The organism is Pseudomonas sp. BIGb0558, from assembly GCF_024807515.1.
Classification (GTDB): Bacteria; Pseudomonadota; Gammaproteobacteria; order Pseudomonadales; family Pseudomonadaceae; genus Aquipseudomonas; species Aquipseudomonas yamanorum_A.
The window spans coordinates 35,416-55,896 of record NZ_JANUEW010000015.1 but is presented as its reverse complement, the minus strand read 5'-3'; the positions used below and the strand labels follow the sequence as shown (position 1 = coordinate 55,896).

Sequence of the window (20,481 nt, the reverse complement as noted above, 5' to 3'; positions counted from 1 at the left end):
TGCCTGCGATGCCGACAACTCGGTGTATCTGCTACACCCGGTTGATGCCATCGCAGGCAAGCCAGCTCCCACAGGGTTATGCGTCGTCCTGAAGCGTTACAACGTCCATCCCAGCCCGAGCGCCTTGTGCAACGACGCAAAGTCCTTGAGCAACGCCGCATCCCCGGAAATCCGGCTTTCCTGAGCCTGGTACCGCGTACGTTCCGCGTCCAGCCAGTCCAGCGTACTCGCCGTGCCTGCTTTATAACGCTGGCGCGTCAGGTCCGCCGCCCGTACCGCCGACGACTCCACATTCCTCAGCAACACCACGTTCTGCCGCTGGTTGCCATACCGGGCCAACGCCACATCCGCATCACGCAATGCACTCAACACCACGCTTTTGTAGTGGGCGAGGGCTTCATCGCGGCCGGCTTGCGCGCCGTTGACACTGGCCGCCACCCGGCCGAAATCCAGGGCGTTCCAGGTCAGCCGTGGCAACAGCAACCAGGTGCCGCTGTCCTTGCGCGCCAGGTGCCCGGGATCCGCCGCCGAGAATGACAGGTCACCCATCAGGCTGAGTTTGGGAAACCAGTCGGCGGTTTTCTCGCCGATCTGCGCGTTGCTGGAAGCCAGTTGGCGCTCGGCGACGCGGATATCGGGCCGGGCTTTGAGGATCGTCGCCGGGTCGGCAAACGGCACCTGGCTCGGGATGGCGGGCAGGGCGCGAGGCGTGCTGAGTTGTGCATCCAGCTCGCCCGGCTCGAGGCCGCACAGCAGGTTCAACTGATCCACCGCCTCGACGATTGACGCTTGCAGCGGCAGGCGTTGAGCCCGCGTGTTTTCCGCCTGGGTCAGCACCTGTTCCAGTTGCAGCTGTGAGGCCACGCCACGACTGCGCCGTTGTTGGGTCAGGTCCAGCGCCTGCTCCTCGGTGTCGACACTGGCATCCACCAGCGCGAGCCGCGCCTGTTGGTCGCGCAGGTCGGCATAGGTCTGCACCACCTCGGCGGCCAGTTGTACCTGGGCATCGGCCAACTGCGCCTGTGACGCGTCGTTTTCGGCTTGGGCTGCCTCGATTGCACGGCGGGTGCCGCCAAACAGATCGGCCTCCCAGCTGGCATCAAAGCCGGCGAGGTAAAGACTCAATGGCCCGCGTCCGCCGCCACCGCTGCCACCCAGCGCCGACGTGTCGGGGGAGCGCAGTTTGAGCATCGCGGCATCGCCGGTGATCTTGGGCAGGGCGTCGGCGCTGGCGCCGCTCAGGCTGGCGCGCGATTGCTTGAGTCGGGCCTGGGCAGTCGCCATGTCCGGGCTGTTTTGCAGCGCCTGGGCCACCAGTTGGTTGAGTTGCGGGTCACCGAGGGTTTGCCACCATTGGGCGACACCCGGCGTACTCGACTCGCTGCCTGCGTGAGGCAAGCGTCCGGCCGCCAGGGTTTTTGGCGCGGCATCCGGCGCGCCGTGGTAGTCCGGCCCCACGGTACAGGCCGCCAGCAGGCCGACGGTGAAGAGCAGGGGAAGTGAGCGATAAATCATGTTCGTTGGCCTGCCTGCGCCGCGCGCTTTTTCAGGATGAAGATCAGGGGAAGGCACGCCAGCATGGCGAGTCCCAGCACGTAGAACGCGTCGTTGTAGGCCATCACTGCCGCTTGCTGGGCGATGTCGCTGGCCATGTGACTGAGGGCTTGCAGCGATGCGGTAGACGGATCACCGGTTTGCGCCAGGTAGCTGGCGGTGTCGCTGGCCATTTGGTCCTGGGTCAGTTGGGTGTTGGCCTGGATGCCTTCGCGCAGCATGTCGTCGTGGAAGTGGCTGCGCCGATCCATCAGTACGCCCAGCAGCGCCAGCCCCAGGGTGCCGCCGAGGTTGCGCGACATGTTGTAGAGCCCGGCCGCGTCACCGGCATCTCGCGCCTCTACCGAGCGCATGGACAGCTGGCTGAGGGGCATCATCACCAGGATCTGCCCGAAGCCCCGCAGGATTTGCGACCAGTAGAAATCATGCCCGACGCTTTGGGCGGTGAGCTGGGTGTCGAGAAAACAGCTGGCCCAGTACATCAACAGGCCCACGCCGACCATCATCCTGAGGTCCAGGCGGCCGAGCATTCTCGGCAAAATCGGCATCAGCAGAAACGCCGGAATGCCCGACAGCAACATGATCGAACCCGATTGCTGCGCGTTATAACCCGACAGGATGCCGAGGAACTGCGGCACCAGGTAAGCCGTGCCATACAGCCCGGCGCCGACCGCCGTGGCAATCAGCAGTACGCTGCCAAAGCTGCGGTTAAGCACCAGTTGCAGGCGCAGGATCGGCGTACTCGACCGAACCTGCCCGACCGCAATCAGAAAGAAACCGACCACCATCGTGATGCTCAGCCAGATGATCAACTGGGAGTCGAACCAATGCTCACGCTGGCCTTCCTCCAGCACCACGGTGAGCGAACTCAAACCCATGGCCAGGCCGAGGATGCCCAGCCAGTCGGCCTTGATGAACTGTTGAAGGTTCATCCGCTCACTCGGCAGGCCGGTAATCAGCAGGGTAATCAGGGTGATGCTGACGGGCAGGTTGATAAAGAAACACCAGCGCCAGTTGATGTTTTCTGTGAGCCATCCGCCAATCACCGGGCCCAACAGCGGGCCGAGGATCACCGTCATGCCGAACATCGTGGTGCCGATTGCCAACTGGTGAGCGGGCAGGCGGGTGCGCACGATGGTCTGTGCGGTGGGGATCATCGCGCCGCCGGCAAAACCCTGGCCGATGCGCCCGGCGATCATCGCGCCGAGGCTTGAAGACAGGCCGCAGAACATCGAGAAAAACGTGAACATCAACGCGGTGCCGATCAGGAACCGGCGCAGGCCGAACACCCGGGTCAGCCAGGCGGCGAGGGGAATCATGACGATTTCCGACATCAGGTAACCGGTGGCGATCCACGTGCCTTCCGTGCCGGTGGCGCCAATCTGGCCCTGGATCTGCGGCAGGGCCGAGTTGGTGATCGAGATGTCCAGGGTCGCCAGCAATGCCCCCAGCGAACCGGCGGCGACCGCGATCCAGTCCGTCAGCGAGGCGTTGCGCGGTTTGTCCGCGGGCACCTCGGTCAAAATGGCTTCAGCCATGGTTGGCATCTGCCTTGTGGGTGCGGGTGTCGACTTCCACGGTGGCGGACAAGCCGGGCACCAGCGCCTGGCGAACGTCGTCATCCGGCAGGTCGAGGGAAATCCGCACGGGCACCCGCTGCACGATCTTGGTGAAGTTACCGGTGGCGTTCGACGGTGGCAGCAAGGCGAACTGTGCGCCGGTGCCGGGGGACAGGCTGTCGATATGGCCCTGGATGTCGTGGCCCGGCAGCGCGTCTACGTGCACGGTCACGACCTGCCCGGTGTGCATCTCGCCGATCTGGGTTTCCTTGTAGTTGGCGGTCAGGTAGATCGCGCTCACCGGCACCACGGTCAGCAGGCGTGTGCCCGGCTGCACGTATTGGCCGACACGCACGCCACGGTCGGCGATGCGCCCGTCGAGCGGGCTGCGGATCACCGCATCGTCCACATCCAGCTGGCTTTGGGCCTCGCTGGCCTTGGCCACCCCGAGTTGCGCCTGGGCTTGCTTGAGCTGGGCTTCAAGGGTGCCGTAGCGGGTCTGGCTGGAGCGCAACGCCGCCTGCTTGGCGGCCACGGTACTGCGGGCCTGGGCCAGTTGGTTGTTGAGCTGGGCCAGGCGTTCTTCAGGCTCGGCCCCGGAGCGCGCCAGCGGTGCATAACGCGCGACTTCGCTTTGCGCATGCTGGGCATCGGCCTGCGCACCTTGCAGTTGGGCGCGGGCTTCGGCGATGGTCGAGTCCTGCTGCACCAGGTCGGCCTGGGCCTTGGCAAAGTCGGCCTCGCGGGCTGCAATCGTCGCCGAGGCTTCGTCACTGACCGCCTGGTATTTGCGGGCGTCCAGGCGTACCAGCACGTCGCCACGCTTGACGTTCTGGTTGTCGGCCACCAGCACTTCGGCCACGTAGCCGTTGATTTTCGGCGCCACGCTGATGCTGTCGGCTTGCAGGTAGGCGTCGTCGGTGGTCTCGATAAAACGCCCGGTGAGCCACCACCAGGCGCCCCATGCCAGCCCGGCCAACAGCGCTGCGCCGGCGAGTGTGAGCAGGATGCCTCGGGCTTTGCCGCGTTGGCCGTTGACGGTGGTATCAGGAATGACCTGAGAAGAGGGAGGTGCAGCGGACATCAAGTCACTCCAGTTTTATATCAGTTGGAATAAATTCGTTTTTCCGCGAAAATTTGTCAACTGGTATATTTTGGTTACGTTAAAAAAATGGAGTTGCACATGGCACGACACAAACCAGCCGCCGAAGGGGGTTATCAGCGGGGCGAGGAAACCCGCGCGCGGATCGTCGAGGCTGCCGTTGAGGTATTTGGCGAGCGCGGCTACGACGGCGCGTCCACGCGGGATATTGCGAACGCCGCCGGGGTCAATGCACCAGCGATCCAGTACTACTTCGATGGCAAGGAAGGCGTGTATCTGGCCTGCGTCGAGCATTTGATTGCGCTGTTATGGCGAAAAATGTCGCCCTCCGTTGAAGCGGCGGAAAGCGCGCTGGCCGACCCTGAGGTCAACGATCAGGCGCTGATCGAAGTCTCATTGGGTATCCTCGGCACGGTGGTCTCGACGATTCAGGACAGCCCCCAAACCACCGTGTGGCGTGCGTTTATGGATCGCCATCAAGCCGGCCTGTGCCCGGAAAGCGCGACGATGGCCTTTGAAGAGCGCTTCAAATCGCGCATTGCCAATGTGATCCGGCTGTTGATCGCACGCCTGGCCGGCCTTGCGGTCGACGACGAGCGTACGGTGATCCACTCCATGGCGCTGTTCACCCAGGGCCTGGCCTTTCGGGTGCAGAAGCCCAAGCTGCTCTCGGCCCTGAACTGGACGGAGGTGAACCAGAAGGAAATGGAGTTGGTGCGGGATGTGGTGCTGATGCAGGCGCGGTTTACCCTCGAAGGCCTGGTGCGGCACCGGGACCGGCGCTGACCTCAGCGCTTGCTGAAGGCCAGCCGGGCGGCAAACAGCACAAAGATCATGCCGGTGGTGCGGTCCATCCACTGGATCACCTTTTCACGCCGCAGCACGCCTGCCAATGGCTGCGTGGCGCCTATCAGTATCAGTGACCACACCAGGCTGATCAGCACATGGATGCTGACCAGGCCAAAGGTCCATCCCACCAGCGAATGCCCCTGGGGAATGAACTGCGGCAGGAACGACACGTAGAAAATCCCGACCTTGGGATTCAGGACGTTGCCCAGCATGCCTTTCAGGAACCAGTTGGCGCCGGGTTTTCCGTCGGCCTCCACAGACGCCAATGAGCGGCGCGGGCGCACCAGCATGTTCAAGCCGAGCCACGCCAGATAAGCCGCGCCGCAATACTTCAAGACGTTGAAGGCCACCTCGGACACGGCGATCAGCGCGCCCAGCCCAAAGGCCACCGCCGCGCCCCACAGTAAACACCCGGCGTTGATGCCCAGGGTGGCGCGCAACGCCTGTTGTTTGCCTTCGACCGTTGCGGTGCGCAACACCAGGGCCGTGTCCAGCCCGGGTGTGAGGGTCAACAGCGTCGCGGCGAAGGTGAAGGCGAGCAGGTTATCGGCGATGGACATGGGCAGGGCACGTCGAAGTGGGCACCCGCCCACGTTAACAGGCCCTCTGTCAGAAATTCCAGCGGGTGCTCAGCATCACGTTGCGCGGGTCACCGTAATACGACGAGTTATAAAAACCGATGTTGGTGTAGTAAGACTTGTCGAACACGTTGTTGACGTTGAGGGTGGCCGACAATTTGTCGGTGATCTGGTAGCGCGCCATCACGTCCACCAGCCACAACGGGTCCTGGGAAAACTTCTCCTTGATGCCATTGTGTTCGAGGATCTTCCAGCCCGTGCCCTGCCAGCGCACGCCGCTGCCGAGGGTCAGTTTGTCCAGCGGCCCCTTCAGCTTATAGGTGGTGTAGAGGTTGACCTGGTCCTCCGGCTCCCAGGTGGAGAGTTTATCTCCTGCCTGATCGCGCATGATCTTGTGGGTGTAGCCTGCCGCCAGTTGCCAGCCCGGCGCCACTTCGCCGGTGACCTCAGCCTCATAACCCTTGGTCTTGGCCTTGACGCCCTTGGACGCGTAGCCAAGCCCCGGGTAGCTGTTGGCGACATAGTCCAGATCGTCCACCGGCTTGTTTTCTTCATGCACTTCGAAGTAGGCGAGGCTGGCGTTCAGGCCCCCGTCGAAGAACTCACCCTTGAGGCCGATCTCGTAGTTCTTGCCTTCGTCCGGATTGAGTGGCTTGTCGTTGCCATCCCGGTAGTCGTCCTGGGGCAGGTAGATTTCGGTATAGCTGGCATAGGCCGAGAAATTATCGTCGAGGTCGTACACCACACCGGCGTAGGGCACGACTTTACCGGTGTCCTTGATCTGGCTGGTGCCGCTGACTTCGTAGTTGTTGACGCGGACACCGAGCAGCAGGGTCAGGTCGTCGGCCAGGCTGAAGCGGCCGGTGGCGTAGTTGGCGCTCTGGCGGGTGGTTTCATCGTTACGTTTGGTCTGCGGGCCCCAATCCGGTTCGGGCGCATCGCCGTCCCAGCCAAAGTAGTCGTAGCTGTTGTTGAGGTTGGTGGCGTTGGTGTAGTCACGGCCCAGCCAGCGCGAGCGCGATACCGAGGTGCCCAGCACCAGTTGGTGTTCGCGGCCAAACAGGCTGAAGGGCCCGCTGGCATACAGGTCACCGGTGTCGCTGGTGGTCTCGCCGGTGTACTTGCGCGTCAGCATCTGCGCCTTGCCGGTGACGGCGTCAGGGTCGAGCAGTGCGGCCAGTGGCGCGTGGTAGCCGTTGATCTGGTGATTGTATTGGCCTTTGACCATCCAGCCATTGTCGAAGTTATGTTCCAGGGTCGAGAACACGGTGCGGGTGTACTGCTCCCAGCTGCTGAACTTGGCCCCGTTGTTGAACGAGCGGGAGTTGCTGATGGGTTGGCCCTTGGAATTGAACAACGAGGCGCTGCCCGACCAACTGGAGCCTTGCGGATCACTGTCCTGATAATCGGCGCCGACGGTCAGCAAGGTGTCCGGTGCCAGGTCGAACTCCAGAATCCCGTAGTAGACACTCGTCTGGCGCTGGTAGTGGTCGATGAACGAGTGCTTGTCCTGATACGCCGCGACGGCGCGCCCGCGCACATTGCCGGTCTCGGTCAGGGGCCCGCTGACGTCGATTTCCGAGCGGTAGTTGTCCCATGAGCCTGCACCCAGGTCCACGTAGCCCTTGAACTCGGCGGTGGGTTTCTTGCGCACCATGTTGATGGTGCCGCCGGGGCCGCCGGCGCCGGTCAACAATCCCGTGGCACCCTTGAGCACTTCCACCCGGTCGTAGATGACGGTGTCGGTGAGGGTATGGCCGGAGGAATATTGCGCATCCTGGAGAATCGGAATGCCGTCGTACTGGAAGTTCTGGATGGCAAAACCACGGGAATAGTAGCTGGTGCGGTCGCTGTCATAGGTCGCCACGGTGATGCCCGGGGTATGGCGCATCACGTCGTCGATGGATTTGAGGCCGAAGTCGTCCATTGCCTGGCGCGTCACTACGGAAATCGACTGCGGCGTCTCCCGGGGTGTCAGCACTAGGCGCGTGGCGGTGGCGATAGTGCCCGGCGTGTAGGAACCGGAGCCTTCGGTAACAGTGCCGAGCTGGTTGCTGACCACGTGGGTGGCGCCCAACTCCAGGGCGCCAGTAGCGGGCAATGCTTCAAGCATCACCGCATTTTCGCCGTGCTGCTCAACCCGCAGGCGCGTGCCGGCCAGCAGTTTGGCCAAGGCCTGGCGCGTGGTCATGGTGCCGTTGATGGCAGGGGACTCGATGCCGGCGGCGAGGTCCGAGGAGTAGACGATCTGCAGGCCGCTTTGCTCGCTCAACTGATCCAGCGCGTTGGCCAGGGGCTGCCGGGGGATGGCCAGCGCGTAGGTTTTCGACGGGTCGCTTGCGACGGGCGCGGTGTTGGGTTCGGCCGCCGTTGCCTGCGCGCATGCCAGGAAAACCGCGAGCGCCAGCGCGCTGCGAGCGTGCGTCGAGTGGAGAGTTGGAAAGTACATACGAGCCCCGTAACGAATAGGAATTGTTTGCAATAACAAACCCCTGACGGGTTGAGACTTTGAAACCCGTAAAACTTTTTTCATAAAACGCTACGGGCTGTCCGGCTTAGTGGATGACCAGCACTTTTCCGGGTAGTTGGGTGACGTGGGTCGCGGCGACCTTGCTCAATGCCTGGACGATGGCCAGCGGGTCATCCAGCCGGTAATTGCCGCTGACCCGAACCTTTGCCGCCTCGGCGTCGAGCAGCCAGATCGGGGCAGGGTAGTAGCGTTTGAGGGTGTCGAGCACTTCGGCCAGCGGCGCGTCCTGAAACGACAGGCGCCCGTTGACCCAGGCCATTTGCCGCTCTGCACCTTCGGTGTGGGCGTCCTGCAGATGATCCTGCTTCAGCTGCTGCCAGCTACCCGCCAGCAACAGGTTTTGCTGGCCGCTGCTGTCGGCAACGTTGACCCGGCCTTCGCGCACCGCCACGGTGACATCCTGATGGTTCAGCGCCACGCTGAATTGAGTGCCCACGACAGTGACTTTGGCACCCGCACTTTCAACAATCATTGGGCGAGATGCGTCATGGAACGCCTCGATAAACACCTCGCCGCGCAACAAACGAATCTGTCGCTGCGGACCCTTCATGTGAGTGCTGATGGCGCTGTGGCTGCCGAGGACGATCTGCGAACCGTCCTCCAGGGTCAGGCGCTGGACCTCGGCAACCGAGGTCATGTGATCGGCGCGCAGGCGCATGGGCACATCGGCGATCCATCCGCCGACCAGCATGATCAACAGCGAGGCAGCCACCGCGAAAAGTCGCGACCGGCGGCGCCTGGCACGCGGGCGTTCAGGGATGTGCAGGCTGGTCTCAAGGTTGCGCAGGGCTTGTTCGAAGGCGAGGTCGTTCCACATCGTTTCGAGGGCTTGATACGCCTGTGCGTGAGCGTTTGATGCGTTACGCCATTGCTCGAACTGATGGCGCAGCAACGGATTGCCGGCCACTTCATCGCGCCGGGCAAACCAGTCGGTGGCTTGTTGGCGAGCCACTTCGATTGAATCAGTCATCGCAAGCCTGCTCCTGAGTGGCTCTGGTACAGGCATCGAGCGCACTGCGCAGGTCTTTTTCGACGGTACTCAAGGACACGTCCAGTTGCTGTGCAATCTGCGCTTTGGAAAAGCCCCGCAGTTTATCGAGGATCAAAATTTGCTGCTGGCGCTTGGGCAGGGTCGCAAGCACCTGCTCGAAGCGCTTGAGTTGCTGCTGGCTTTGCGCATGGTTGTCCGGGCCCGGGGCGGATGTAGGTATCTGCGCGAGGTAGCCTTCATCCGCGACCTGGCATTCGAAGCGCCGCTTGCTGCGCTGGCTGCGCAAGTGATCAAACGCCAGGTACTGCGCGGTCTGGTACAGGAATGGACGGATATGTTCGATGGGCCTGGCGCTCAGCGCCTTGGCCACCTTGAGGTAGGTTTCCTGGGCAAGGTCTTCGGCCAGGCTGGCGCAGCCGGTGACGCGGGCGAGCATGCGAACCAGTGCAGGGCGCTGGCCGATAAATAGCGCGCTCAGTTTGTGCTGACTGTCCCCGTTATCCATAACGCCCCACACTGCCCTATGCGCGAAAGCTGGGCATTATAATGAGATTAAATATCATTACCAGCATGGTTTGGGGCCGAAAGAGCACTGCTGTGTCCTGGGCGGCTGGCCGTCAGGATGACTCACGCTACCTGATTACGCCCTGATGATTTGGCCCGATACAACTGCTGGTCTGCACGCCTGATCAGCACCGTTGTGTCGCTGTCCGAAGCCTCGGCGAGGCCGATGCCAATACTCACCGTGATTTGCCCGACCGTCTCAAAATGCGCCCCGGCAATGGCCGCACGAATCTTCTCGGCCACCCCATCGGGGCTGTCCGGGGCTTCGAATTCCGGCAGCAGCACCGCAAACTCTTCACCGCCGTAGCGGGCCACAAAGTCGGTGGTGCGGATAGTTTCCTGGGTCAACTGTGCGAGGTGGCGCAGCACGTCATCCCCGACCGCATGCCCATGGGTATCGTTGATCCGCTTGAAATGATCAACGTCGATCAGCAGCAGCGCGAAGGCACGCCCGCTGCGCTGGAACAAAAGGCTGTATTCGGCAAGTTTTTCATCGAAGCGCCGACGGTTGTAGACGCCAGTCAGCGCATCGTGGCTGGCCAGGTTCAGCAACTCGGCGTTGGCCTGGGTGAGGGCGATGGTGCGTTGGGCGACCGTGGCCTCCAGAGACGCGTTGGTCTCTTGCAGTTCGCGCTCCTTGCCAAGCAGGGACTGCGTCATGCTTTTGATCGAGCGCCCGAGCTGGGCGATCTCCCGCACGAAATGGTCCTGGGGGAAGTAGGCACCGGGCTGTTGGTCCTGGACCTGTTTGGCCGAGCGCGCCAACTCCTCGATAGGCCGGCTGAGGTAGGACGCCAGGTAATACGCCACGAAGCCGAAAACCACCGCCGCGATCACGCCCAACAGCAGCAGCTTGTAGAGCAGCACGCGGGCGGGTTGCAGGGCGATTTCCAGCGGCTGGCGCATCACGATGTACCACGTCAGGCTGGAATTCGACGGGCTGGGCACCGCCACGGCGCTGGTCACGTAGCCGTTGTCGACCGACCAGCCGGTATCATTGGCCAGGCGGTCCTGGGGCAGTTGCTGGCCGGCCAGTTGTTCCGGGTAGAGCACCTTGCCGTCGTTGTCGATGATCAGGGCCTCGATGTCCGGCGCGGTCCCTTTGGCGGCCTCGACAATTTGCGTCACCCAGGTCCAATGAGCGTGAGCCCCCAGTACCCCAATCACCTTGCCTTCGGCGTTGCGAATCGGCGCGGCAAAATCGATGAAGCGCCAGGGCTCGCCGTTGGCGCCCGGCAGCAGCTTGGCCAGCAGAACCGCCTCGTGGGGATCGCCGGTGTAGTTGCCCTGCAAGCCGGCCTGGAACCAGGGGCGCTGCGTTACCGATTGGTTCACCAGCAGCCCATTCACCGCCTGGCGCACACGCCCATCGGTATCGGCCACGCCCATCCACGCATACTCGGCGCGGGACTGGGTGCGTTGCTCCATGGAGGTCAGGATATCCGGATCGTCCAGGTTGCCACGGCTGAACAGCGGCGCGCGGCTGAGCAGTGACACCTCCAACTGGCGTTCACGCAGTTGCACCGCCAACAGCGCGGCGGTGGAACGGGCGGTGCTTAACAGCGCGTTGCCACTGGCGAGTTTCAGTTGCTCAGTGGCGATGTGCCCAACGTAGAAACCTACGCTAACCAATGTCAGCAGCGACAAACCGGCAAACCATAGGGTCAGGTGACTACGCAGGCTGGCTTTGATCATGGGAGGGATCTGAAAGGAGTGTTCTTACATAGTAGCCATACCATTCGGATGGATTCCATAGCCTCATGCTTTATACGCACATTGATTTCACACCTGCTTTCCCACGATGGCCGTGCAAGAATATGGCGCTTAGCCACTTAGGGAACTCAAGGATGAAAACGCTGTGTGCTGCGCTGTTGTTGATGGTTGTGTCCAGCCTGGCCCAGGCCAATGACGTGAAAGTCGGATTCCAGGAAATCGTGATTCCAGACGCGGAGCACGGCAGGCCGTTACAGGTGGCGGTGTGGTACCCGACCAATGCCGCCGGCACGCCACGACTGATCGCTGACAACCCGGTCTTTGTCGGCGCCCCAGCCTTGAAGGACGCCGCGCCCGCCGCCGGCGAGCATCCGTTGGTGGTGATTTCCCACGGCATCTTCGGCAACTGGATCAACCAGTCCTGGCTTGCCAGCGCCTTGGCCGGGCAGGGTTATATCGTCGCCTCGCCCAACCACCCCGGCACCACCAGCAAGGACCGCACACAGCCCGCAGCCTCCGAGCTCTGGAAGCGCCCCCTCGATATCCGTCGGGTGATTGATGCGGTGATCGCCCAGCCCAAGCGCTTTGGCGCAGTGGCCCAGCACAAGATCGCCGTAGTGGGGCACTCCCTCGGTGGCTGGACCGCACTGGAAGTCGGCGGCGCCCGCTTTGACCCGCAGCGCTTTACCGAGGACTGCAAGGTGCATCCGCAGATCGCCCCTTGCAAGGCGTATGAACTGATCGAAGCCGGCCGTACCGAGCAGGCCAAAAAGCACCTGGCCGAGGACTTGAGCGACTCGCGCGTGGCCGCCATCGTGTCCCTGGACCTGGGCTTCGCCCGTGGCTTCAGCGATGCAAGCCTGGCGGCGCTGCACCGGCCCACACTGGTGATTGCGGCGGGCACGCCGTCCCCGGAGTTGCCCGCCGCGCTGGAGTCTGCCGACCTGGCCAAGCGCCTGCCGCCGAATACTTCGCACTATGTGGAAATCAGCGACGCCACCCACTTCACTTTCCTGCCCCTGTGCAAGCCGGGCGCGGTGGAGCGGATTGAACAGAGCGACCCCGGCGAAGGCTTCATCTGCCTGGATGCCAAGGGCGCCCGTCCCAAGCCGCAGATCCAGCAGCAGGTACTCACCCTGATCAGGGAGTTCCTGCAGCAATCCCTGCGCTAGCCGTCAGATGTCCTTGGACAACACCAGGCTCGCACCCTTGCGCCTGCAGACCCATGCTGAACATGATCGCGAAGGTAATAGCAAAACCCAGCACCGGGGTGATCAGGTACGGCGTGCTGTATTTTTCAATGTGGGAGTTGTCGAGCCTTGGCGAGGCTGCGATGGTATCGCCGCGGTGTGCCAGGGAAACCGAGCCGCCAGCATCGCGGGCAAGCCCGGCTCCCACAGGGTGCCTATTCGAATGTGTCGATCCGGTGATCACTGTAGGAGTAAGGGTTCTTGTCGAGGCTGGCCCGGAAGAAGTAGCCATAGTCTTCCAGATAGTAAATGCGACTCACCGGGTCTACCTCTTCGGCCCTGTCCTGACAGGCCAACGCTTTTGCCTTGCCCAACAGCCGGGGGTGGAGTTCGCTCGCCGCCAGTTCGCGTTCTACCCGACAGTCACTGGTTGCGGGTTTGGAGACATGGGTGCCGGCCCGGTTGTTAACGACGGAGAAGGCCCTGGTGAAGCTCACCGTTTCCCCGACGGGCAGGTTTTTCCAATCCCCGCTGTAACTCAGCTGGGTGAGCGTGGTGGTTTGCTGCATGCCACGCGGGCCCTCGGTGAATGAGGCCCTGGAGTACAGGGCGAGAAAGCCGCGCCATCCCGCGGTATAGGTCTCGCCATCTTCCTCACGTAGAGCGACGTTCAATTGCCCGCTGACCGGGTCGCTAGAAAAGAAACGCTCCTCCTGGACCGGCTCGGTGACGCCCCGAAATGTCGAGGTGCCCGTCACCCGCAGGTACTTGAGCGAGCGGCTCGGCGGGTCGAGATTCAACTGCTCGATCGCCGCCAATATCGCGGGCGCCACGGCGGGCAAGGTCACGGGCAACGGTACGATCACGCGCGGTGTAAACGGCTCCAGTCCCGCCACTATCTCGGCCCCCTCGCACACCTTGGCGAGCAGCGCCCGTTGTTGTGGATTGCCACTGGCGATGGCTTGGCTGGGCGGCGAACGGTCGACACCGCCATCGCTGACCTGATTGCTCGCGTTCAGGCTGTAACTCGCCAGCCGCTTGAACGTACCGGCACCACAAGACACGGCGTAACGCTCACGTTGTTGCGCATAAGGCGCGTTGTGAGGCGGCGATTGGCGAATGACCGGGCTATCGATCGCCCCCCAGAAGCGCACCTCATCGCCCGCCGTGCTCAGGCTATTGCGATCGAGTAACAACCAAATGCCGTGATCGTCTGCACTCAGCCGGCGCCAGTCAGGTGTTGGCGTTTGGGCACAGGCTTGGATGAATGAAGGGTTGGCTGCCAGTATCGGCCGCAATTTCTCAGGTATCCCGGAGCCCGGGCCGTACTGGGCACTGCCCGTGGAGTACACCCGCTGATTGCTATTGAGATAGGTCAGTCGCAAGCGTTTCGACGAACACGCGGCCTCCACCTGAATCGACTGGTTGGGCACGTTCGTTGGCAGTTGAAAACTCAGCACATCACCATCGCGCAGGATGCTGTCGGCCACCAGGGGTTGGGCCAGGATGGTCTGCAAACCCCATTCGGTTTTTGTGTCGGGCGTGGCGCAGCCGGCCAGGCCGATAACGCCGGCAACAAGCATAAAGACAGGGGATAGACGCACGTGGACCTCTCTGAATCCATTCGGGGTAGGTGTTGGCTGCCCAGGTACGAGCGTGGCTCAGGCGCTGGACGAAGGGATTGTAGGAGAGGTTGGGAAGGTTGTCGGATTAATTGCTGTCATATAGCCACCTTTTATGACATGGCATGAGCACGACTGTGGCGAGGGAGCTTGCTCCCGTTGGGCTGCGAAGCGGCCCCAAAAAACTCAGGGGCGCTGCGCACCCCAACGGGACAAGCTTCCTCGCCACAGTGGTTTTGCGTTACGAGCTTGCCGAGTCGGCCTGCGCCTCAATCTGCTCACGCAAACGCCGACCAATCACATCCATCAAGTCACAGCCATCGCGCAACGGAATGGCTAGTAACTGGGCGAAGTCAGAAAGCACGACAGTGTCGCTTTGCAGCTCACTACGAAAGGCGATGTTTTCCAGGACCTGAGTCACCGTGCGAATGCGGTAATCGGCCATGGCGTGAAGGATGTCGAGCGGGGCGTGGGTGTCGATGAGCAGGGAGGCTGGCACCAGATCGATTCCGGTGAGGGGCATGTATCTATCCATATTTGAAGCTCCGATAGCGCAACGGTTGACCGCCACTTATTCGTCGCCAAACGATAGGTGGCAGCTGTACGCAGGTTGGCGAACCGGTATCGGAAAACCCGGCAGACCCGAAGGTCTCCCGCGCACAGCCGCCATAAGACAGCTTTGCGAAGGTGCAACAGCATCTGCAAAAAAGCACAGTGCTTTTGCATCCGATAGACAGGTCGCCAAACCTGGTCGCCATTTGGGCGACGGGGCGGACTATAAGCGCCATTGGGTTGTATGATCAATAGTCGCGTTGAACCAATGTGAAATTTCCAGAAGCTAAACACTATCAGCTTGAATGTTTTTGTACTTCAAAGGGGGGGCGTACGGTTTTAGATAGTGCTAACTATATTTGATTGGCTATGGTTTTCTCGACGGTGCTGAAATGAGGTTTATGTGAAGTATGGAGTGCAGGATTTGGTGGAAGGAATTTCAATAGGTTTAGAGTGTTGTTTATGATCCTACCTTGGATGTATTTTTGTGAGATGTAGGCAATAACGCAAATTAACTCAATTAATAATTGTATGTGCGAGCACCTAAGGTGTGCAGATTCAGATAGATGAAAATAGGCTGGCATAAGTAGAAAATCGATTTTTCTAGAAACTAGTGCGCGTGGTGATATGGTGCGTGGGATTATTTTAAAGCGTACCATCCATGGCCGCTAAAAACGACTATGGATGGTTTATGTAAAAGCTATGATTTTGGTATGGGTATGCTCGAAATTTTTTAAAGTAAGTCAGTTGTTGGTGTTCGAGATTCTTTTTTTGTACCAGTTATCGCAGTACTTTTCGATCTCCCATTTTTCTAGTGCTCTGATGGTCTTGTAAGCTTCTGTTTTAGGGAGTTCGTCAATTTTTTTCAGGATCTTATTTGCCAAAGGAGGAGCGCACTTTTTCCAGCTTTCATATGCGTATAGATAAAAATATAGTGATTCATTGCTGCCTAGTTCGGATAGCGTTTCACCAATCCAGCTAAATCCATAGCCCTGATTGAGATTTACATCGGAGTATACGCCGTCATTAATTAATTCTAGCGCTTTGGCATAGCAGTTTAGCGCTTCATCATAGCGAAAGATTAAGTGTAGGCAGCGTCCGGCATTTCCGTAAATTGAATAAGAGAGCTCACGATTGAGTGCTGTCTTTGAGGCTATTTCCTCTATTGGATAGCCATCCAAGAAAAAATCGAGTGCTTTATTTACATTGTTTTCTGCTTCGGAGTCTCTATACGCTAAGTTAAGTCTGTGTCTCGCGTCCCACTTGTCCTGTTCGCCCATTTGACTTATTAAATAGTCAGCTTGCTCACCGTGCTTTATAGCTTGGTCGTAATTCTCATTAAACCAGTGAAGATGGGTTTTGGAAGAAAGTATGAAAATATACTCATTGTTTTTGGAAGTGGTAGTGTTTTCAAATTTTTGGAGAAAGTCGGTTGATTTGATATTGTCGCCATATTCGGTAATGGCAGTGAATGCGTGATTGAAAAAATCTAAAAAGCTCACTAGTTGGTCGGTCGCGTTTTTCTTCCAGGTTATCTTGTCTAAGAGTGCGCAGGATAGCCTCACGTATTCCTCGGTGTAGCCTGAACGATTTATAGATTTGTGAATTTCTATAAGGCATGCAATGGCTTCATTGAATTCCCCGTTATTTATATGTAACTCAATCTTATTTGACCAGGACTTGAATTCTTCAAGGCTAAGTATCTGGTTGAGTCTGGGTTTTAAAAGGATTATGAATTGATCGTAGTATCTGATGAAAAGTGATATAAATTTTTTCTGTTCTTGGCTTGGAAAGTTGGACTTTATAAATTCCTTAACAAGTGGGTGGAGCTCAATATAATTTTCCGTTCCCTTGATTACGATTAGGTGGAGGTCCTTTAAAGTTCTCAACGCTTTCGAGAACTGATTGAAATTGAGTACGCTGCTAACTACTTTCGAGATCTCGCTCTCACTTTCGGACGTTATAGACTCTGCAAGGGCTCTGAGAAGCGTTTTTTGTTTTTCATTGAGAGAGTCCCATATTTCTCTTAGGATCTGCTTTGAAAGTATTGCACTTTCAGAGGAGCTTACGATGTTCTTTTTTTCAATATTGTTGAGGAAGTCTTCAATGTTCCGTTGTCCTCTTTTCGCTTGCGCAAGAATTAGTGAGACCCAAAGGGCATGGCCACTTGTTAATTTGTGTGCTCGAATTGCTAGCTCGGAAAGTATAACTGGGGAAATAGATATTTCGGATGAGGCGAATAGGCTAATAACATCCTCTAAAGTTAGGCCGGATAATTTTAGCTGAAAAAAATTGACGCCTGCGTAATGAATGAATGGACGACATGTGAAGATGAATTTTGCGTTATGAGGTGTCTGTAAAGCAGCTGTAAAGAGCTTTCCGATAGAACCGGCGGGTTCGAATTTTTCAAGATCTATGTATGAATCAACGTTGTCGAAGACGAAAAGACAGGATCTATTCCCAAGCTCTTTGAAAAAGATATTTATTAGTGAGTCTGTTTCGAGCCCAACCAAAGTATTGGTTGGGATTTTTTTATCGGAAATTTTTTCAATTAGGCCGGAGATTTTTAAGTTGAAGTTGTGCTCCTCTTCCTTAAAGTCTCTCCAGTCTGTAATTTCATATATATTATTCTCTTTACAGGTTTCGCTATAGTAGGCTGCGAGAGAGGACTTTCCTTGCCCTCCAAATCCAGTAATGAAAATAACTTTGAAATTAGATTCACTTGTAAGAGATTTTAGTTCACGTTCTCGCCCAACCCAGTACTCTACTTTTGGTGGGGTGTCCGTGCCTTCTCCCTTCAGAAGGAATTCTTCCTGATTGGGTGGGGCGATTGGCGCTTGGATCGGCTTGCTTTTGATTTTTGTTACGCTGTTTTTATATTCGTTCAGTAATTCAATGTATGTGTTGATTTCGGAGTGGTTGTCAATTTTTATAACTTTAATGCCGTCATATGCTGTTTGGTTAGTGGTTAAGAGGTAATGCGTGGTTCCATATCCGGTATAAAGTTGTGAAATTCTATTAAATAATGTAGTTACGTATGGGTCTGTAAAGCTAAAGCCCAAAAATAAACATGTGAAGTTTGAGAAAATTTTTCCTAGTTGGTACTTTGCAAGAGTGTCTTGTTTGTAAAGGTTTTCATAGTCGCTTTTGAATATTATACAAGAGTCAGGTCGGGAAATATCACCGTGAATTTTCAGGATGTAGTTGTCTAAAGTGTCTAGTTTGGCTAGGTTGTAATTGCTAGTATTGTCTATGATTACTTGATCTTGACTATTAGATTCTATTATTTTGTCGTAGTTGGTGGTGACTATTTTTTTTGATAAGGTTGATAGTTTTTTATGTATCGGACTTTCTTGTGTTTTGCTCAGTGTTTTTTCAAAGTACTCATACACTATTTTTTTATAATTTTCTTTAAGGTTTTCTAATATATCCAGGGGGCCGAATAGGTTTTTTTCTAATATATCTGAATAAGTTGATGCGTTTTCAATTTGATCTTTTTTATCCTTAAGCATATTTTTTAGAAGGTCCACCCAGGTAGGGTGGCCTACCGAGCGTGAAAGGCCAGAGCCTACGAATATTACTAGCTTTTCATTTTTTATCGCTTCTTTTATATCGAAAGGTATTTCCACTTTTTATCCCTTAAAGTGATGTCTATATGGATTTCCGATCAGGCGTTTTTAAGTTTGTATATTTGCCGCTGGAAATTTTTATATGGCGCATATGGACGATTTATGTGCGTTTATAGCATAGCTATTGGCCATCATCAATCCTTTATTTTAACATACAGCCCACTGCGGCTATTTTATTTAAATCTCTAACGCAGCAGATGGTTAAGGCTAAAGTATCTATGCAGTCAGATTTGACTAGTGGAAAGGGGTATATTGCGATGTAGTTGTTTTTTTGAATTTTGGCTTAGCACTTATTGCACTCAAATTCCGGAGGGCTGCTTAGGAGATCCCTCGAGCAAGCTCGTCGAAGAAGAAAAAGGGTTAGTGCTTCATTTCACTGAGTTCCCCACCCGCCCCGGAATCGCCACCCGACTCGTCGCCTTCACCTCCCGCAACGCCAAACTCGACTGAATCGACGCAATCCCCAACTGCCGCCGCAGCACGCTCTCCACAAAATCACTGTAGGCATCCAGATCCTCCGCCAGCACCTGCAGCAGATAATCCGCATCCCCGGTGATCTTGTGGCAGGACTGCACCTGGGGCAGTTCCTTGATCACCGCTTCAAAATCCTCCGGCGTATGGTCGGAATGCACCGCAAACCGCACATGCACAAACGCCATGATTTCCAGCCCGAGCATCTTGCGATCCAGGTTGGCCTGGTAGTCCTTGATCACGCCTTCTTCCTCCAGGCGCTTACGCCGGCGCCAGCAGGGCGTGAGGCTCAGTGACAGGCGCTCGCTGAGTTCGGCGTTGGAAATACTCGCGTCTTCCTGCAGCAACGCGAGGATGGCGAGATCGGTGTCGTCAAGTGCGACCTGTTTGGTTTTATTTTTCTTCATGGTGGCTCTTTGGGGTAAAAATGCCCGATTACGCTAGCATCGGCGCACGTAAAAGCAAAGAAAGCCCAGCGCAGCCAGAACAAAATAATCACCTGTCTTTCACGGGTGGATGTCTTTTATGTTGACTGTATTCAGTGATTCTCATCGTTTGCACCATGGCACCGAGCTTAAGGATGGCGTGCTCAAGCCGTCCTTCGAACAACCCAGCCGTGCCGACACCGTGCGTGATCGGGTCAAGCACGTTGGGCTGGGCGATATCATCGTGCCGCGCACGTTCGACCGGGCCTGTTACGTCAATGCCCACAGCGAACGCTACGTGTCTTTCCTGGAAACCGCCTGGGCCGAATGGACTGCGATTGGCCGTGCCCATGACGCCTTGCCGCTGGTGTGGCCAGTGCGTGACCTGGCCAATGCGCACGTGCCGGAATTTATCGACGGCAAGCTCGGGTTTTTCGCGATGGATGCCGGTTCGCCCATCACCAGCACCACCTGGGAGGCGGTGAAAACCAGCGCTGATATTGCACTCACCGGCCTGGCCTTGATCGATGAAGGCCACAACAGTGCCTTCGCCTTGTGCCGCCCACCGGGTCACCACGCGGCGCGGGAATACATGGGCGGTTATTGCTACCTGAATAACGCGGCCATCGCCGCGCAACAGGCGATCACCCAAGGCGCCAAACGGGTCGCGGTGCTGGACGTGGATTTCCACCACGGCAACGGCACGCAGAACATTTTCTACGACCGTAGCGACGTGATGTTTGTCTCGCTGCATGGCGAACCTGCGGTGTCGTATCCCTACTATTCGGGCTTCAGTGCCGAGCGCGGTGCGGGGGCGGGCGAGGGCTTCAACCTGAACTACCCGCTGGCCAAAAACACCGGGTGGAGCACCTATAAGGAAGCCTTGCTCGACGCCTGCACCCAACTGCGCAGGTTCTCGCCGGAGGTGCTGGTGATTTCCCTCGGCGTCGACACGTTCAAGGACGACCCCATCAGTCACTTCCTGCTGGAAAGCCGCGATTTCCTCGGCATCGGCGAGATCATCGCCAGCGTTGGCGTGCCCACGCTGTTCGTGATGGAAGGCGGCTACATGGTCGATGAAATCGGCATCAACGCCGTCAACGTGCTGCACGGTTTCGAGAACAAGCACGCCTGATCCCGACGCCATTCCAA

General features: G+C 57.6%; 15 protein-coding genes. 3 read left to right on the top strand and 12 right to left on the bottom strand.

Going from position 1 to position 20,481, the window contains the following annotated elements:
* Positions 1 to 96: 96 nt before the first annotated feature.
* From M2400_RS18865 to M2400_RS18855, 3 genes are read right to left on the bottom strand one after another with little or no spacing between them, the layout of a single operon-like run.
* Complete coding sequence (locus tag M2400_RS18865; RefSeq protein ID WP_259197406.1) at positions 97 to 1,515, bottom strand: efflux transporter outer membrane subunit; 1,419 nt, start codon at positions 1,513 to 1,515, stop codon at positions 97 to 99.
* Complete coding sequence (locus M2400_RS18860) at positions 1,512 to 3,092, bottom strand: DHA2 family efflux MFS transporter permease subunit (protein WP_259197405.1); 1,581 nt, start codon at positions 3,090 to 3,092, stop codon at positions 1,512 to 1,514. Before M2400_RS18860 ends, M2400_RS18865 begins: the two co-directional genes overlap by 4 nt.
* The gene (locus tag M2400_RS18855) at positions 3,085 to 4,197 is read right to left on the bottom strand and encodes an HlyD family secretion protein (RefSeq protein WP_259197404.1); all 1,113 of its coding nucleotides are present in this window, start codon (positions 4,195 to 4,197) and stop codon (positions 3,085 to 3,087) included. The genes M2400_RS18860 and M2400_RS18855 overlap by 8 nt, the downstream gene beginning before the upstream one ends.
* A 99-nt stretch (positions 4,198 to 4,296) precedes the next feature.
* On the opposite strand from M2400_RS18855, the gene M2400_RS18850 reads away from it, so the two are divergent.
* The gene (locus M2400_RS18850) at positions 4,297 to 5,001 is read left to right on the top strand and encodes a CerR family C-terminal domain-containing protein (RefSeq protein ID WP_177044200.1); all 705 of its coding nucleotides are present in this window, start codon (positions 4,297 to 4,299) and stop codon (positions 4,999 to 5,001) included.
* A 2-nt stretch (positions 5,002 to 5,003) separates the two neighbouring features.
* Here M2400_RS18850 and M2400_RS18845 read toward each other — a convergent pair whose 3' ends face one another.
* The 5 genes from M2400_RS18845 to M2400_RS18825 form a co-directional block, all read right to left on the bottom strand.
* Positions 5,004 to 5,624, bottom strand: coding sequence for a LysE family translocator (locus M2400_RS18845; RefSeq protein ID WP_177044199.1), 621 nt, complete (start codon positions 5,622 to 5,624; stop codon positions 5,004 to 5,006).
* Between the two features lie 49 nt (positions 5,625 to 5,673).
* The gene (locus tag M2400_RS18840; RefSeq protein WP_259197403.1) at positions 5,674 to 8,091 is read right to left on the bottom strand and encodes a TonB-dependent siderophore receptor; all 2,418 of its coding nucleotides are present in this window, start codon (positions 8,089 to 8,091) and stop codon (positions 5,674 to 5,676) included.
* Positions 8,092 to 8,197: 106 nt separating this feature from the next.
* Positions 8,198 to 9,142, bottom strand: a complete 945-nt coding sequence (locus M2400_RS18835; protein ID WP_259197402.1) for a FecR domain-containing protein — start codon at positions 9,140 to 9,142, stop codon at positions 8,198 to 8,200.
* Positions 9,135 to 9,668 (bottom strand): RNA polymerase sigma factor, encoded by a 534-nt coding sequence (locus M2400_RS18830; protein WP_177130374.1) that lies wholly within the window; start codon positions 9,666 to 9,668, stop codon positions 9,135 to 9,137. Before M2400_RS18830 ends, M2400_RS18835 begins: the two co-directional genes overlap by 8 nt.
* Before the next feature lie 122 nt (positions 9,669 to 9,790).
* Complete coding sequence (locus M2400_RS18825) at positions 9,791 to 11,422, bottom strand: diguanylate cyclase (protein ID WP_259197401.1); 1,632 nt, start codon at positions 11,420 to 11,422, stop codon at positions 9,791 to 9,793.
* Between the two features lie 152 nt (positions 11,423 to 11,574).
* Between M2400_RS18825 and M2400_RS18820 the strand changes: the two genes are divergently transcribed.
* On the top strand, positions 11,575 to 12,612 hold the full coding sequence (locus M2400_RS18820; protein WP_259197400.1) for an alpha/beta fold hydrolase: 1,038 nt from the start codon (positions 11,575 to 11,577) through the stop codon (positions 12,610 to 12,612).
* 233 nt (positions 12,613 to 12,845) lie between these two features.
* Here the strand turns inward: M2400_RS18820 and M2400_RS18815 are convergent, their stop codons facing one another.
* From M2400_RS18815 to M2400_RS18800, 4 genes are all read right to left on the bottom strand, one after another.
* Positions 12,846 to 14,234, bottom strand: a complete 1,389-nt coding sequence (locus tag M2400_RS18815; RefSeq protein ID WP_259197399.1) for a hypothetical protein — start codon at positions 14,232 to 14,234, stop codon at positions 12,846 to 12,848.
* Positions 14,235 to 14,493: 259 nt separating this feature from the next.
* Positions 14,494 to 14,787 carry a hypothetical protein gene (locus M2400_RS18810; protein WP_259197398.1) on the bottom strand — a complete coding sequence of 98 codons (294 nt, stop codon included), beginning with the start codon at positions 14,785 to 14,787 and terminating at the stop codon, positions 14,494 to 14,496.
* 760 nt (positions 14,788 to 15,547) lie between these two features.
* Positions 15,548 to 18,433: an SIR2 family protein gene (locus M2400_RS18805; RefSeq protein ID WP_259197397.1), complete on the bottom strand. Its 2,886-nt coding sequence runs from the start codon at positions 18,431 to 18,433 to the stop codon at positions 15,548 to 15,550.
* A 368-nt stretch (positions 18,434 to 18,801) separates the two neighbouring features.
* Positions 18,802 to 19,311 (bottom strand): Lrp/AsnC family transcriptional regulator, encoded by a 510-nt coding sequence (locus M2400_RS18800; RefSeq protein WP_259197396.1) that lies wholly within the window; start codon positions 19,309 to 19,311, stop codon positions 18,802 to 18,804.
* Positions 19,312 to 19,429: 118 nt separating this feature from the next.
* Between M2400_RS18800 and M2400_RS18795 the strand changes: the two genes are divergently transcribed.
* Positions 19,430 to 20,464, top strand: a complete 1,035-nt coding sequence (locus tag M2400_RS18795; protein WP_259197395.1) for a histone deacetylase family protein — start codon at positions 19,430 to 19,432, stop codon at positions 20,462 to 20,464.
* Positions 20,465 to 20,481: the final 17 nt, after the last annotated feature.

Coding starts and splice junctions, on each gene's coding strand:
- M2400_RS18800 (WP_259197396.1), bottom strand. CDS start 19,311: ATGAAGAAAAATAAAACCAAACAGGTCGCACTTGACGACACCGATCTC.
- M2400_RS18845 (WP_177044199.1), bottom strand. CDS start 5,624: ATGTCCATCGCCGATAACCTGCTCGCCTTCACCTTCGCCGCGACGCTG.
- M2400_RS18840 (WP_259197403.1), bottom strand. CDS start 8,091: ATGTACTTTCCAACTCTCCACTCGACGCACGCTCGCAGCGCGCTGGCG.
- M2400_RS18855 (WP_259197404.1), bottom strand. CDS start 4,197: ATGTCCGCTGCACCTCCCTCTTCTCAGGTCATTCCTGATACCACCGTC.
- M2400_RS18865 (WP_259197406.1), bottom strand. CDS start 1,515: ATGATTTATCGCTCACTTCCCCTGCTCTTCACCGTCGGCCTGCTGGCG.
- M2400_RS18850 (WP_177044200.1), top strand. CDS start 4,297: ATGGCACGACACAAACCAGCCGCCGAAGGGGGTTATCAGCGGGGCGAG.
- M2400_RS18820 (WP_259197400.1), top strand. CDS start 11,575: ATGAAAACGCTGTGTGCTGCGCTGTTGTTGATGGTTGTGTCCAGCCTG.
- M2400_RS18835 (WP_259197402.1), bottom strand. CDS start 9,142: ATGACTGATTCAATCGAAGTGGCTCGCCAACAAGCCACCGACTGGTTT.
- M2400_RS18860 (WP_259197405.1), bottom strand. CDS start 3,092: ATGGCTGAAGCCATTTTGACCGAGGTGCCCGCGGACAAACCGCGCAAC.
- M2400_RS18825 (WP_259197401.1), bottom strand. CDS start 11,422: ATGATCAAAGCCAGCCTGCGTAGTCACCTGACCCTATGGTTTGCCGGT.
- M2400_RS18795 (WP_259197395.1), top strand. CDS start 19,430: ATGTTGACTGTATTCAGTGATTCTCATCGTTTGCACCATGGCACCGAG.
- M2400_RS18810 (WP_259197398.1), bottom strand. CDS start 14,787: ATGGATAGATACATGCCCCTCACCGGAATCGATCTGGTGCCAGCCTCC.
- M2400_RS18830 (WP_177130374.1), bottom strand. CDS start 9,668: ATGGATAACGGGGACAGTCAGCACAAACTGAGCGCGCTATTTATCGGC.